Source organism: Microbacterium sp. NPDC089186 (assembly GCF_040685115.1).
In the GTDB taxonomy this organism is placed as follows: Bacteria; Actinomycetota; Actinomycetes; order Actinomycetales; family Microbacteriaceae; genus Microbacterium; species Microbacterium galbum.
The window spans coordinates 427,072-440,804 of record NZ_JBFBHJ010000004.1; the positions used below are offsets into that span (position 1 = coordinate 427,072).

10 protein-coding genes are annotated in these 13,733 nt (G+C 71.5%); 4 read left to right on the forward strand and 6 right to left on the reverse strand.

Going from position 1 to position 13,733, the window contains the following annotated elements:
• Window positions 1–175: 175 nt before the first annotated feature.
• Window positions 176–556, forward strand: a complete 381-nt coding sequence (locus AB0N82_RS15935; RefSeq protein WP_363392956.1) for a hypothetical protein — start codon at window positions 176–178, stop codon at window positions 554–556.
• Between the two features lie 145 nt (window positions 557–701).
• On the opposite strand, the gene AB0N82_RS15940 is transcribed toward AB0N82_RS15935, so the two are convergent.
• The 3 genes from AB0N82_RS15940 to AB0N82_RS15950 form a co-directional block, all read right to left on the reverse strand.
• Window positions 702–1,037 (reverse strand): thiamine-binding protein, encoded by a 336-nt coding sequence (locus tag AB0N82_RS15940; protein WP_363392959.1) that lies wholly within the window; start codon window positions 1,035–1,037, stop codon window positions 702–704.
• A 75-nt stretch (window positions 1,038–1,112) separates the two neighbouring features.
• A complete protein-coding gene (locus tag AB0N82_RS15945; protein ID WP_363392962.1) occupies window positions 1,113–2,420 on the reverse strand; it encodes a glycosyltransferase family 87 protein in 1,308 nt (435 codons plus the stop codon).
• Between the two features lie 75 nt (window positions 2,421–2,495).
• Entirely contained in the window at window positions 2,496–3,344 is an 849-nt protein-coding gene (locus AB0N82_RS15950; protein WP_363392965.1) for an ADP/ATP-dependent (S)-NAD(P)H-hydrate dehydratase, read from the reverse strand.
• Between the two features lie 29 nt (window positions 3,345–3,373).
• On the opposite strand from AB0N82_RS15950, the gene AB0N82_RS15955 reads away from it, so the two are divergent.
• Complete coding sequence (locus AB0N82_RS15955; RefSeq protein ID WP_363392968.1) at window positions 3,374–4,432, forward strand: NADH:flavin oxidoreductase/NADH oxidase; 1,059 nt, start codon at window positions 3,374–3,376, stop codon at window positions 4,430–4,432.
• Window positions 4,433–4,646: 214 nt separating this feature from the next.
• Here AB0N82_RS15955 and AB0N82_RS15960 read toward each other — a convergent pair whose 3' ends face one another.
• A complete protein-coding gene (locus AB0N82_RS15960; RefSeq protein ID WP_363392971.1) occupies window positions 4,647–5,702 on the reverse strand; it encodes a hemolysin family protein in 1,056 nt (351 codons plus the stop codon).
• A complete protein-coding gene (locus AB0N82_RS15965; RefSeq protein ID WP_315993286.1) occupies window positions 5,699–7,042 on the reverse strand; it encodes a hemolysin family protein in 1,344 nt (447 codons plus the stop codon). The genes AB0N82_RS15960 and AB0N82_RS15965 overlap by 4 nt, the downstream gene beginning before the upstream one ends.
• A gap of 156 nt (window positions 7,043–7,198) precedes the next feature.
• Between AB0N82_RS15965 and AB0N82_RS15970 the strand changes: the two genes are divergently transcribed.
• On the forward strand, window positions 7,199–8,233 hold the full coding sequence (locus AB0N82_RS15970) for a glycoside hydrolase family 76 protein (protein WP_363392974.1): 1,035 nt from the start codon (window positions 7,199–7,201) through the stop codon (window positions 8,231–8,233).
• Here AB0N82_RS15970 and AB0N82_RS15975 read toward each other — a convergent pair.
• Entirely contained in the window at window positions 8,223–9,683 is a 1,461-nt protein-coding gene (locus AB0N82_RS15975) for a GuaB1 family IMP dehydrogenase-related protein (protein WP_363392977.1), read from the reverse strand. The two genes, AB0N82_RS15970 and AB0N82_RS15975, sit on opposite strands and share 11 nt — an antisense overlap.
• 163 nt (window positions 9,684–9,846) lie before the next feature.
• Here AB0N82_RS15975 and AB0N82_RS15980 point away from each other — a divergent pair, with 163 nt between their 5' ends.
• Entirely contained in the window at window positions 9,847–13,536 is a 3,690-nt protein-coding gene (locus tag AB0N82_RS15980; RefSeq protein WP_363393355.1) for a multifunctional oxoglutarate decarboxylase/oxoglutarate dehydrogenase thiamine pyrophosphate-binding subunit/dihydrolipoyllysine-residue succinyltransferase subunit, read from the forward strand.
• The last annotated feature ends 197 nt before the right edge of the window (window positions 13,537–13,733 follow it).

The window sequence follows — 13,733 nt, forward strand, 5'->3', positions numbered from 1 at the left end:
CGCGACCCGGCCGAATCGTTTCGAGAGTCGATCGCGCGTCCCCGACGTCACCGGGTGCCGACCACCCTTCCTCCCCGGATGACGGATCGGCCCCTCTCTCCCCCGTTACGGCGGCGACGGGATTTCACCCGCCCCGACCGTGGCACTGTCGAACCCCTCACCGCACAATGAGAGGATGCCTGAGATGACCGAACCACAGGTCTGGGTGCTGATCGGGACCTTCGCCGCCGCCGCCCTCGGCGGCATGACCTTCAGCACGAACCTCATCATGGGCTCGCTGACGAAGGTCATCGCCACGAACACCGACCGCCTCGAGGCGCGCATCGATTCCCTGCGGCACGACACCGTCGCCGAGTCGCGCGTCACGCGCATCGAGCTCACCGCCAGGATCGACAGCGTCGAAGCCGGACTCACCGCCAAGATCGACAGCGTCGAATCCGGGCTCAAAGCAACGATCGACAGCGTCGAGAGCCGCCTGCGCGGCGACCTCGCGCGCATCGACGCCGACGTCGCCGCCATCACCAAGCGCATCGGGACCGACCCGCCCGCGATCTGAGGCAGGTCCCCCGAGCCGGGCGAAGCCGACGGGGTCTGACGACGCGATCTCGTCGGCCGCGACGCTCCTCCGTCGCCGGGCGTCTGCGCACCGGGCGGGAGCGTGCGCCGTTCCGTCCACGTCGGCGCGACCGGCGCCCCGCGGCTCAGTCCGTGCGGTCCTCCCGGCGCTCCAGGGCCTGTTCGAGCCGCTCGACCTTGCCCTCGATCTCGCCCGTGCGCCCCGGGCGGATATCGGCCTTGAGCACGAGCGACACCCGAGATCCGTAGGGCATCACGGCATCCGTCGCCGCTTTGACGACCGCGAACACCTCGTCCCACTCGCCCTCGACCTCGGTGAACATCGAGGTCGTGCGGTGCGGCAGACCGGACGCGCGCACCACGGCGACCGCTGCGGCCACGGCGTCGTGCACCGAGGCGTCGGGGTTCTCGGCGGCGGCGGTGCCGACACCGGAAGGGGCGACGGAGAAGGCGATGAGCATGCGTCGAGACTACGGCGCACCCCGACCGAGCGGAACCGGCGTGCTCCGGCCGGCCGCTCCGCCGTCTCCCGTGCCTCAGCGTCCCGTGGGCACCCGGGGCGGAACGGGGCGGCGACCCGTCACGATCTCCCGCAGGCCGGCGGGCGGCCGGACGCGACCGACGGGGACGCGCGCGACGCGCACGATGGCCCACACCAGCAGCACCAGGGCGAGGAGGTTGCGCACCTCGAGGACCACGACCGGGAAGGGGTTCGGGTGCGTCGCCATCAGCCCGTCGTAGAGCAGCGGGTACATCCACTGGGTCAGGCCGGCGATGACCAGGGTCAGGCCCGCGAAGCCGAACCACCGTCGGCGGTCGATCATGAGACCGAGCACGACCGGGGCGAACAGCCACACGTAGTACTGGGGCGAGCCGACCTTGTTCAGCGCGATGAAGGCCGTCACCAACGCCAGCGACAGCGGCGGGAAGAGGGTGAGGAACGTGGCGCCGTGACGCAGCTTCCAGACGCCCACGGCGGCCACGCCCACCATGGTCAGCAGCATGACCGGGGTCATGGCGGCGATGACCGCGTCGGCGCCCGGGCCGGTCACCTGGAAGGTCAACACGTCGCCGTCGTAGTAGACCTCGCTACCCGGGACGTAGAACGCCGAGAGGAACATGTAGAGCCCGCCCACGGGCGCCTCCATCTGTATGCCGCGCGAGGTCTGGTCTCCCACGAAGCCGAAGACGAAGGGGGCTCCGCCGAGCGCGACCACCGGGACGATGGTCGCCAGCGACACCGCCACCGCGCCCCAGACGAGGGCCAGGCGGCGGCGCACCACGACGAGACCCGCGGCGAGGATGGCCGCCGGCCACACCTTCATCCACACCGAGACCGACAGCAGGACGGAGGCCAGGAACGGGCGCCGCAGCATCCAGATCCCCCCGAGGATGGCGAAGGGCACGGTGATGCCGTCGATGCGGTAGATGCCGACGGGGCCGATGAGCAGGATCGCCGCCAGCCAGAACCACGCGGCCAGCACGCGACCGCGGGAGCGACCCGAACCGACGAGGACGACGAAGGCGATGAGGTTGAAGAGGGCGACGGTGATCGCCCAGGCCGGGGTGTAGCCGACCGCCCAGGCGAAGAGCCAGGCGAACGTCATCGGGAGGAAGGCGAGCTGCGGGTAGATCCACTTCTCGGTGATCCCGGGCCACTGCCAGGTGTCGCTGCGGGTGCAGGAGGTCACGTCGATCCCCCCGAACAGCGCGCAGCGCGACCACGGCTCGTACACCAGGTACACGTCGCCCATGGGTTCGTTGGGCTGCTGGTAGCCCAGCACCCCCACCACGACGTGCACGGCGACGAACGCGATCAACAGGGGAACGACACGCCTCAGCACCCCCCGATCCTAAGCGGGCGTCCCCACCGGCCCCTGCCCCGCTCCTGCGCCCGCGCAGCGGGAGGGGGTCAACCGTTATGCGATCGAGTCCCGCAGCAGCTCAGAGATGACCCGCGGCACGGCCTCGGCGACGTCGAGCGCCGTGATCGGACCGCCCTCGCCGCCGATCGAGAGGGAGGCCAGCGCCCCGGCCCGCCCGTGCACCCAGGCGGCGGTCGCCGCGCACGCCGCGAGGTCGTCGATGCCGGTGCGCCCGGCCGCCACCGCGGACGCGGTGATGGCGCCCAGCACTCCCCCCAGCACATCGCCGGTGCCCGCGGTCGCGAGCCACGGCGTCCCGGCCGACACCCGACGGGTCCAGCCTCCCGCCGCCGCGACCACGGTGACGGCGCCCTTCGACAGCACCACCCCGCCGAAGGCGTCGGCCGTCTCGCGAGCGACGCGCTCGCGGTCGTCGGTCGCGGCCTGCGGCAGCCCCAGCGCCTCCCGCAGCCGGTCGAGTTCGCGGGAATGGGGAGTCACGATCACCGGAGCGGTGGCGTCCGGCACCAGGTCGAGGGCGCCCGCGTCGACCACCACCGGCACCTCGCCGCGGAGGATGCCGCGCAACGCCGCGGTCTCGGCGGCGTCGCGCTCCGCGGCATCCGTCCCCGACCCCATCAGCCACGCCTGCACGCGACCATCGGCGGTCACGGTCTCGGGGCGACGCTGCAGGACGAGGTCCTGCGCGCGCTGCGGTCCGAGGTAGCGCACCATCCCGGTGCCCGTGCGCCAGGCCGCCTCGACCCCCAGCACCGCCGCTCCGGGATAGCGGGTCGACCCCGTGCGCACGCCGATGACTCCGCGGGAATACTTGTCGTCGTCCGCCGTTGGCCTCCGCAGTACGCGGGCGGCATCGTGTCCGTCCCAATCCTTCGCCGTCATGGCGTCACCCTAGAACGCAAAGGTCTTCCATGAGCGCCCTCTTCACTCCCCTGGCCATTCGCGGTATCGAGATGCGCAATCGCCTGTGGGTCTCGCCGATGTGCCAGTACAGCGCGGTGGAGGGCGTCCCGAACGACTGGCATCACGTTCACCTCGCGCAGTTCGCCGCGGGCGGGGCGGGGCTGGTGATCGCGGAGGCGACCGCGGTCTCCCCCGAGGGGCGAATCTCCCCCCAGGACGCCGGCCTGTGGACCGACGCTCAGGCCGAGGCGTGGCGGCCCATCGTCACGGCCCTCCGCGCCCGCGGAGCCGTCGCGGGCGTGCAGCTCGGCCATGCCGGTCGCAAGGCGTCGACGTCGGCGCCGCTCTCCGGCGCGCGCGGCTCGGTCTCTGTCGCCGACGGCGGATGGCGCACCGTCGCCCCCTCCGCCCTGGCCTACGCCGATTTCGCCGAGCCCGCGGCGCTCGACGCGGAGGGGGTCGAGAAGGTGGTGACCGACTTCGCGGATGCCGCCCGCCGGGCCGTCGAGGCGGGATTCCAGGTACTCGAGCTGCACGCGGCCCACGGCTACCTGCTGCACCAGTTCCTCTCGCCCCTCACCAACCACCGCGACGACGCCTACGGCGGCTCGTTCGAGAACCGCGCACGCCTGCTCGTCCGCGTGACCGAGGCCGTCCGCCGCGCCGCGCCCGAGGCCGCGGTGTTCGTGCGCTTCTCCGCCACCGACGCCGCCGAGGGCGGCTGGAGCGTCGACGACACGGTGGCCGCGTCCCGGCTCGTCGCCGCAGCCGGCGCCGATCTCATCGACGTCTCGAGCGGTGGGCTCGTCCCCCACCAGCACATCGTGCCCGGGCCCGGTTATCAGGTCGAGTACGCCGCGACCGTGCGCCGCGAAACGGGCCTGCTCGTCAGCGCGGTCGGCATGATCGACGATCCGGCCCTCGCCGAGAACGTCGTCGCCGACGGACGCGCCGACGCCGTGATGTCGGGCCGTGAGTGGCTGCGCGACCCGCACTACGCCCTGCGCGCGGCCGCCGCCCTGGGCGCGGACTCCCCCGCCCCCGCGCAGTACCTGCGCGCGTACTGAGCCGCATCCCGGTCCAGGTCACGGTTCTCGCCCGGATCACACGCCGCGACGGGTGCTCGCGGGATCTCGCGCCACGCCGCCCCCTCGTTGCGCGACGAATGCGCCGGAGCGCGTGATCGCGGGCGTTTCGTGCGCCGTCGACTCCGCCCGCCCTCACGCGAGGACACCGGATGCCACGCGGCCGCGGCCCGTGGCATCCGGTGTTCCGATGGGGTCAGACGAAGCGGCGACGCTCGGTGGCGTCCTGCACCTCGCCCACGAGCTCCTCGATGACGTCCTCGAGGAAGAGGACCGCCCGCACGTCTCCGGCCTCGTCGCGCACCTGGGCGAGGTGGCGCCCCGAGCGGCGCATGAGCGCCAGGGCGTCCTCGAGGTCGGTGGTCTCCAGCACCGACACCATGTGGTGCACGCGCTTGTTCGGGATCGGCCGTGACATGTCGGCATCCGACCCCTCCGCCGCGCGCAGTACGTCCTTCAGATGCACGTAACCGGTGGGGATGCCGGACGCGTCGACGATCACATACCGGGAGTACCCGTGCTGCGCGACGGCCCGTTCGATCTCGGCGGGGGTCGTCGTCTCGGGAAGGGTCACCAGATCGGCCATCGGCACCGCGATGTCGGCTGCCTTCTTCTCGGTGAACTCGACCACCGCGGTCACCGTTCCGGCGGCGTCGTCGAGCACCCCCTCGCGACGCGACTGCGTCACGATCGTGGCGACCTCATCCAGCGTGTAGGTCGAGGCGGCCTCGTCCTTCGGCTCCACGCGGAACAGACGCAGCACGTGATTGGCCGTCCAGTTCAAGGCCACGATGATCGGGTGGAACGCCTTCGACACCGCCACCAGCGGCGGGGCGAGCATGAGCACCGCGCGGTCGGGCAGCGAGAACGCCAGGTTCTTCGGGACCATCTCGCCGAACACCACGTGCAAGTACGACACCAGCAGCAGCGCGACCACGAACCCGGCCACGTCGACCGCGGCCTCGGGAAGTCCGGTGAGCCCCAGCGGACCCGCCAGCAGGTGGTGGATCGCGGGCTCCGACACGTTCAGGATCAACAGCGAGCAGATCGTGATGCCGAGCTGGCACGTCGCCAGCATCATGGTGGCGTGCTCCATGGCGTACAGCGCGGTCTTGGCCGCGCGCGACCCGCGGTCGGCGTGCGGCTCGATCTGCGAGCGGCGCGCGGAGATGACGGCGAACTCCGCGCCGACGAAGAAGGCGTTGGCCGCGAGGAGCACGACCAGCCAGGCGATTCCGGCCCAGTCGTTCATCGCTGATCACCGCCCTTCGCCGCTCGGACGAGATCGTCGATGTCGTGCTCCTCCGGCGTCGGCGTGAACTGCACCCTGTCGACCCGGCGACCGTCCATTCGCTGCACGGCGAGCACGCCGTCGTCGAGGTCGACCGTGTCGCCGACCGCGGGGATGCGCTCGAGGGCCGCCATGATGAATCCGCCCACGGTGTCGTAGACCTCGCCCTCGGGGACGCGGACGCCCGCGCGGTCGAGCACCTCGTCGGGCCGCAGGTCGCCGGGGAAGGTGACCGACGCGGCCGATCGCACGACGCCGGCGCGGGAGCGGTCGTGCTCGTCGAGCACCTCGCCGACGATCTCCTCCACGAGGTCCTCGAGGGTCACGACCCCCGCCGTCCCGCCGTACTCGTCGACGACGATCGCCATCTGGTAGCCGCGCGAGCGCAGCTCGGACACGAGCGTATCCAGGTGCACGGTCTCGGGCACGCGCAGCGGCTCGGTGGCGAGGGCGGCCACCGGCACGTCGGCGCGGCGGTCGCGCGGCACGCCGATCGCGGCTTTGAGGTGCACGACCCCGACGATGTCGTCCATCGACTCCCCGTAGACCGGGAATCGGCTGTGTCCCGTACGTCGGGCGAGCTGCACGACGTCGTCGGCGGGGTCGCCCGCGGCGAGCGCGTGCACGCTCGGCCGCGGCGTCATGACGTCGGCGGCGCTCAGGCGCGCGAAGGTGAGGCTGCGGTCGAGCAGCGAGGCGGTGTCCTTCTCGAGCATGCCCGCGCTGGCGGAACGCTTCACGAGGCTCGACAGTTCCTCGGCCGAACGGGCTCCCGACAGCTCCTCCTTGGGCTCGACGCCCATCGCGCGCAGCACGCCGTTCGCGCTGCCGTTGAGCACGAGGATCGCGGGCTTGAACACCGCGGTGAAGGCGACCTGGAACGGGATCACGAGCTTCGCCGTCTGCCGCGGGATCGCGAGGGCGAAGTTCTTGGGGACGAGCTCGCCCAGGATCATCGACAGCACGGTCGCGAAGCCGACGCCGATGACCGCGGCGAGCCCGACGACGAGCGCCTCGGGCAGACCCCACGTCTGGAAGGCCGGTCGGAGCAGGTTGGAGATGGCCGGTTCCATCGTGTAACCGGTGAGCAGCGTCGTCAGGGTGATCCCCAGCTGGGCGCTCGAGAGGTGGGTCGAGGTGATGCGCAACGCATCGATCGTGAGCGACAGGCGCGTCTCCCCGGCCGCGCGACGGGCCTCGAGGTCGGCGCGGTCGAGATTGACGAGGGCGAACTCGCTCGCGACGAAGAGTCCGGTCCCCACGGTGAGCAGGAGCCCCACGGCCAGCATGACGTAATCCATCAGGCATCACCCCCGCGCGGGCGTTCGGCGGGAGAGGGTCGTCGGGGCCTGGGTCTACAACTGGGAGGGTCGTCCATCGTGCCGTCGATTCTATGGCAGCGGGAGACCGACGGTACCCGTCTGCGCGAGACGGCCGACCTGGGGAGGATGGGAGACATGGATGCCACCTCCCCGGCGCAGTCGCGCGCCATGGCGGCCGAGTCCGCCGTCGTCCGCCGCTACGTCCACCGCTACGGCCCGCTGGCGTGGGCGCACGCCGTAACGCCGGGCGTGGACGGCGCGCGCACCTGGCACTACTGGTGGCACGCGCATCTGCTCCACGTCCTCCGCGACGCGCAGGAGCACCGCCCCGATCCGCGCCGGGCGCGCCTGCTGCGGGCGCTCCACCGCGGCGTCACCGTGCGCACGCTCGGTCGCTGGACGACGCCGTTCTACGACGATGTGGCGTGGATGACGCTCGCCCTGCAGCGCTACGACGCGCACGATCGGCGCCTCGACCGCCTCACCCGGCGGCTCGACGAGGCGATCGACCCGGCGGTGGGCGCCCTGCCCTGGGCCGTCGACAGCGCGCTGTACAACGCCCCCGCGAACGGTCCCGCGGCGATCGCGCTGGCGTCGTCCGCGCATCGCGGGTCGGCCGTCGATCTCGACGCGTGGGTCGCGGCGACCCTCGACGACCCCGCGACGGGGCTCGTGCGCGACGGGGTCGAGCACGGCGTCGTCCGCCCCGACCTGTGGACGTACAACCAGGGCGTCGCGATCGGAAGCGCCCTCGCCCTCGCCGAGGCGGCGCCCGACGCCGACGCCCGGGAGGCGCACGAGGCCCGGGCGGCCTCCCTCGTGCGTGCCGTCGCCCGGTGGTGCGCTCCCGATGACGACCTCTTCCCCGCGGCCGGGGGTGGCGACGGCGGCCTGTTCGCCGGCATCCTGGCCCGTTATCTCGCCGAGGCCGCGCTCTGGTTCGCCGACGACGCCTCGAGCGAGGCCCACCGGCCGGTCGCGGACGTCGCCCGCCGGCTCGTGCACCGCAACGCGGCGGCGTTGTGGGACGGCCGTCGGGGCGGGTCGTTCCCCGCCGACCCCCGACGGCCCGCGCGCGCGGGCGGCGACGATCTCGATCTGTCGGTCCAGGTCGGCGCCTGGATCACGCTCGAGGCCGAGGTCGCCCTCGAGCGGGCGCTCACCAGCTGACCGGGAGCGCCTTGCCCTCCTCGTAGCCGGCGGCCGACTGCAGGCCCACCCGGGCGCGCTCGTGGAACTGGGCGACCGTGGCCGCGCCCGCGTAGGTGAAGGAGGAGCGCACGCCGGAGGTGATCATGTCGAGGAGGTCCTCCAGGCCCGGCCGCTGCGGGTCGAGGTAGATGCGCGACGACGAGATGCCCTCGGCGAACAGCTCCTTGCGCGCCCGTTCGAACGGGTCGAGACGACCGAAGCGCCCCTGCACCGCCTTGGTGGAGGCCATGCCCCACGACTCCTTGTAGAGCAGGCCCGCGTCGTCGGTGCGAAGAAGTCCCGGGGCTTCGATCGTGCCGGCGAACCACGACCCGATCATGACCGACGCCGCACCCGCGGCCAGCGCGAGGGCCACGTCACGGGGGTAGCGCACGCCGCCGTCGGCCCACACGTGCGCGCCCGCGCTGCGGGCCGCCTCCGCGGTCTCGAGCACGGCGGAGAACTGCGGGCGGCCGACCGCGGTCATCATGCGGGTCGTGCACATCGCCCCGGGGCCGACGCCGACCTTGAGGATGGTGGCCCCGGCGTCGGTCAGGTCGCGCACGCCCTCGGCGGTCACGACGTTGCCCGCGGCGATGGGGATGCCGAGCTCCAGCGCCGCGACCTCGCGCAACGCGCGGAGCATCTGCGCCTGGTGGCCGTGCGCGGTGTCGACCACGAGCACGTCGACGCCCGCGGCGGCCAGCGCCCGGGCTTTCGACGCGACGTCGCCGTTGACGCCGACGGCGGCCGCGACGATCAGGCGACCGCCGGCGTCCACCGCGGGACGGTAGACCGAGTCGCGGAGGGCGCTGCGACCCGACAGCGTGCCGACGACCCGATCGCCGTCCACGACGGGGACGATGTCGACGCCGGCGTGCTCGATCAGCGCGAAGACCTCGCGCGGGTCGCCGATGCGCTCGACCTCGACCACCGGTGCGTCGCTGCGGGCGATGTCGCCGAGCGTGGCATCCGGGAGCGCCGTCGCCAGACGCGGGGCCGGGACGATCCCGCGGAAGGCGGCGACGTCGACGACACCGTCCTCGCGCGCGTCGGCGACGACGATGCCCCGGCCGGGCACCGGGGGCAGCACGAGACGCGCATCGGCGACGGTCGCGGTCGGAGGCAGCACGAGGGGCGCGTCCCAGGCGACGGGCTGCGCCTTGACCCACTCGACCGCCTCGACCAGCTGCGGCAGCGCGAGGTCCTGCGGGAGCACGCCCAGACCGCCGCGACGCGCCAGGGTCGCGGCGAGGCGCGTTCCCGTCACGGAGTTCATGTTGGCCGACACGAGGGGGATCGTCGCGCCGCTGCCGTCACCCGGGGCCAGGTCGACGTCGAGGCGGCTGCGCACCTCCGAATGGCGGGGGACGAGGAAGACGTCCGAGTACGTCAGGTCGACATCGGGCTGCGCGCCGGAGAACTCCATGGCATCCACTCCATCACACGATCCGAAAGTAAAGGCCTCATCCAGGCCGAGGTCGTTCTTCCAACCTCGGCTAGGCTGGCAGGTGCGTTGGACGCTCGGCGTCTTCGACGGCGACGTCGGCGCATCCACAGGAATCTTCATCGAGGAAAGCAGGCGATCGACTGTGTCGAGCCAGGTGACGGGCGTCGGTACTTCGAGCGAGGGCGAGTTCGGCGCGAACGAGTGGCTCGTAGACGAACTCTACGAACAGTTCAAAGTCGACAAGCACTCCGTAGACAAGGCCTGGTGGCCGATCCTGGAGGCGTACCACCCGGTCGTCGACGGATCCTCGGCCGCCGCTCCCCCGCCCGCCGCGCCGACTTCGGCGCCGGCGTCCGAGCCCAAGCCGGTGACGGCGCCGATCCCCGTGGTGGGACAGGCGCCCGTCGCCCGCACCACGGCCAAGCCGGCCAAGCCGCAGCCGATCCCGGCGCAGGCCCCGAACGCCGTTCCCTCGGCGGGCTCCGAGAGCACCGAGGAAGACCGCGTGACGGTGCTGAAGGGGATGCCGAAGGCGCTGGCATCCAACATGGACGACTCGCTCACGGTCCCCACCGCGACGAGCGTGCGCACCATCCCCGCGAAGCTGATGATCGACAACCGCATCGTCATCAACAACCACATGTCCCGCACGCGCGGCGGCAAGGTCAGCTTCACGCACCTCATCGGCTGGGCGCTCATCCAGGCGCTCAAGGAGTTCCCGAGCCAGAACGTCTACTACGCCGAGATCGACGGCAAGCCGTCCGTCGTGGCACCCGCGCACGTCAACCTGGGCATCGCCATCGACATGCCCAAGCCCGACGGATCCCGCGCGCTCCTGGTGCCGAGCATCAAGCGCGCCGACACCCTGACGTTCGGGGAGTTCCTCGCGTCCTACGAAGACCTCGTGCGCCGCGCCCGCGGCAACAAGCTGACCCCGGCCGACTTCCAGGGCACCACGGTCTCGCTGACCAACCCCGGCGGTATCGGCACGGTCCACTCGGTCCCGCGCCTCATGCGCGGACAGGGCGCGATCATCGGCGCCGGCGCCCTCGACTACCCCGCGGAGTTCCAGGGCGCGAGCGAGAAGACGCTCAACGAGCTGGCGATCGGCAAGACGATCACCCTCACCAGCACCTACGACCACCGTGTCATCCAGGGTGCGGGCTCGGGCGAGTTCCTCAAGAAGGTGCACGAGCTGCTGATCGGCCAGCGCGGCTTCTACGACGACATCTTCGCCGCCCTGCGCATCCCGTACGCGCCCATCCACTGGGCCGCCGACATCAGCGTCGACATCTCCGAGCGCATCGACAAGAGCGCCCGCGTGCAGGAGCTCATCAACTCCTACCGCGTGCGCGGCCACCTCATGGCCGACATCGACCCGCTCGAGTACGTCCAGCGCACCCACCCCGACCTCGAGATCGAGTCGCACGGGCTGACCTTCTGGGACCTCGACCGCGAGTTCGTCACCGGCGGCCTCGGCAACAAGCGGGTCGCGAAGCTGCGCGACATCCTCGGCGTGCTGCGCGACTCCTACTGCCGCACCATGGGCGTGGAGTACATGCACATCCAGGACCCGGCGCAGCGCCAGTGGTTCCAGCGCAACATCGAGGTCAAGTACACCAAGCCCGGGCACGACGAGCAGCTGCGCATCCTCTCCAAGCTCAACCAGGCCGAGGCCTTCGAGACCTTCCTGCAGACGAAGTACGTCGGCCAGAAGCGCTTCAGCCTCGAGGGCGGCGAGTCGCTCATCCCCCTGCTCGACCAGATCCTGCAGGGCGCCGCCTCGGCCGGTCTCGACGGCGCCGCCATCGGCATGGCGCACCGCGGTCGCCTCAACGTTCTCACCAACATCGCGGGCAAGACCTACGGTCATGTGTTCCGCGAGTTCGAGGGCGCGGTGGCCGTGGGCAGCAAGCGCGGCTCGGGCGACGTGAAGTACCACCTCGGCACCGAGGGCACCTTCGTCGGCGACGCCGGCGACGAGCTCCCCGTGTACCTGGCGGCCAACCCCTCCCACCTCGAGACCGTCGACGGCGTGCTCGAGGGCATCGTGCGCGCCAAGCAGGACCGCAAGCCCATCGGCACCTTCTCGTGGCTGCCCATCCTCGTGCACGGCGACGCCGCGTTCGCGGGTCAGGGCGTCGTGGTCGAGACGCTGCAGATGTCGCAGCTGCGCGGCTACCGCACGGGCGGCACGATCCACGTCGTGGTCAACAACCAGGTCGGCTTCACCACCACGCCCACCGATGCGCGCACCTCCGTGTACGCCACCGACGTCGCCAAGACCATCCAGGCCCCGATCCTGCACGTCAACGGCGACGACCCCGAGGCCGTCGTGCGCGCCGCGGAACTGGCGTTCCTGTACCGCGAGGAGTTCCACCGCGACATCGTCATCGACCTCGTCTGCTACCGCCGACGCGGTCACAACGAGGGCGACGACCCCTCGATGACGCAGCCGCTGATGACGAACCTCATCGAGGCCAAGCGCTCGGTGCGCCGTCTGTACACCGAGTCGCTCGTCGGCCGCGGTGACATCACCGAAGACGAGTACGAGCAGGCGAAGCAGGACTTCCAGAGCCGTCTCGAGGTCGCTTTCGCGGACACGCACGAGGCCGAGACCGGGACCAACCCGGTCGTCACCACCGACGCGGCCTCCGAGCCCGCCGTCGGCGCGCCCGAGACCACCGGCGTCTCGCGTGAGGTCGTGCAGCACATCGGCGACGCCTTCGTGAACAAGCCCGACGGCTTCACCGTGCACACGAAGCTCCAGCAGCTGCTCGACAAGCGCCTCGACATGAGCCGCAACGGCAACATCGACTGGGCCTTCGGCGAGCTGCTCGCCTTCGGCTCCGTGCTGATGGAGGGCACCCCGGTGCGTCTCGCCGGTCAGGACTCGCGCCGCGGCACGTTCGTGCAGCGTCACTCGGTGCTGCACGATCGCGACAACGGCCAGGAATGGCTGCCGCTCGCCAACCTCAGCGAGAACCAGGGGCGCTTCTGGGTCTACGACTCGCTTCTGAGCGAGTACGCCGCCATGGCGTTCGAGTACGGCTACTCGGTCGAGCGCTCCGACGCACTGGTGCTGTGGGAAGCGCAGTTCGGCGACTTCGCCAACGGCGCGCAGTCGGTCATCGACGAGTTCATCTCGTCGGCCGACCAGAAGTGGGCGCAGCAGTCGAGCGTCGTGCTGCTGCTCCCCCACGGCTACGAGGGACAGGGCCCCGACCACTCCTCGGCCCGCATCGAGCGGTACCTGCAGATGTGCGCGCAGGACAACATGATCGTCGCGCGTCCCTCCACCCCGGCGTCGTACTTCCACCTGCTGCGCCGCCAGGCTTATCAGCGTCCGCGTCGCCCGCTCGTGGTGTTCACGCCCAAGGCGATGCTGCGTCTGCGCGGGGCGACCAGCCCGGTCGAGGACTTCCTCGAGGGCCGGTTCGAGCCCGTGCTCGACGACGACCGCGGCATCGACCGCGGCGCCGTGAAGCGTGTGCTCCTGCACGCCGGCAAGATCCACTGGGACCTGCGCGCGGAACTCGACAAGAACCCGAACCCGGAGATCGCCCTGGTGCGTCTCGAGCAGTACTACCCGGCACCGATCGAGGAGCTGACGCGTGTGGTCGCGCAGTACCCGAACGCCGAGCTGGTCTGGGTCCAGGACGAGCCCGAGAACCAGGGCGCGTGGCCGTTCATCGCGCTCGAGGTGGCCGACCAGCTCGACCGCCCCGTTCGTCGCATCTCGCGCGCCTCGGCGGCATCGACGGCGACCGGCTCGCCCAAGGTGCACGCCAGCGAGCACGCCGCGATCATGAAGGACGCGCTCTCGCGCTGACCTCCCGCCGAGAAGGGGCCCGGACGACGGAAGTCGGCCGGGCCCCTTCCTCGTCCTCCCCGGAGCGCAGGAACGATCTCGTACGGCGCGCATGCGGCGACGTCGACCCTGAGGAACATCGCCGCAACGCCGATCGTGGAAACGGGAGCTGCCGGACGGACGCCAGGATGCCGGCACCGCCCATCGCGGGCGGGCAC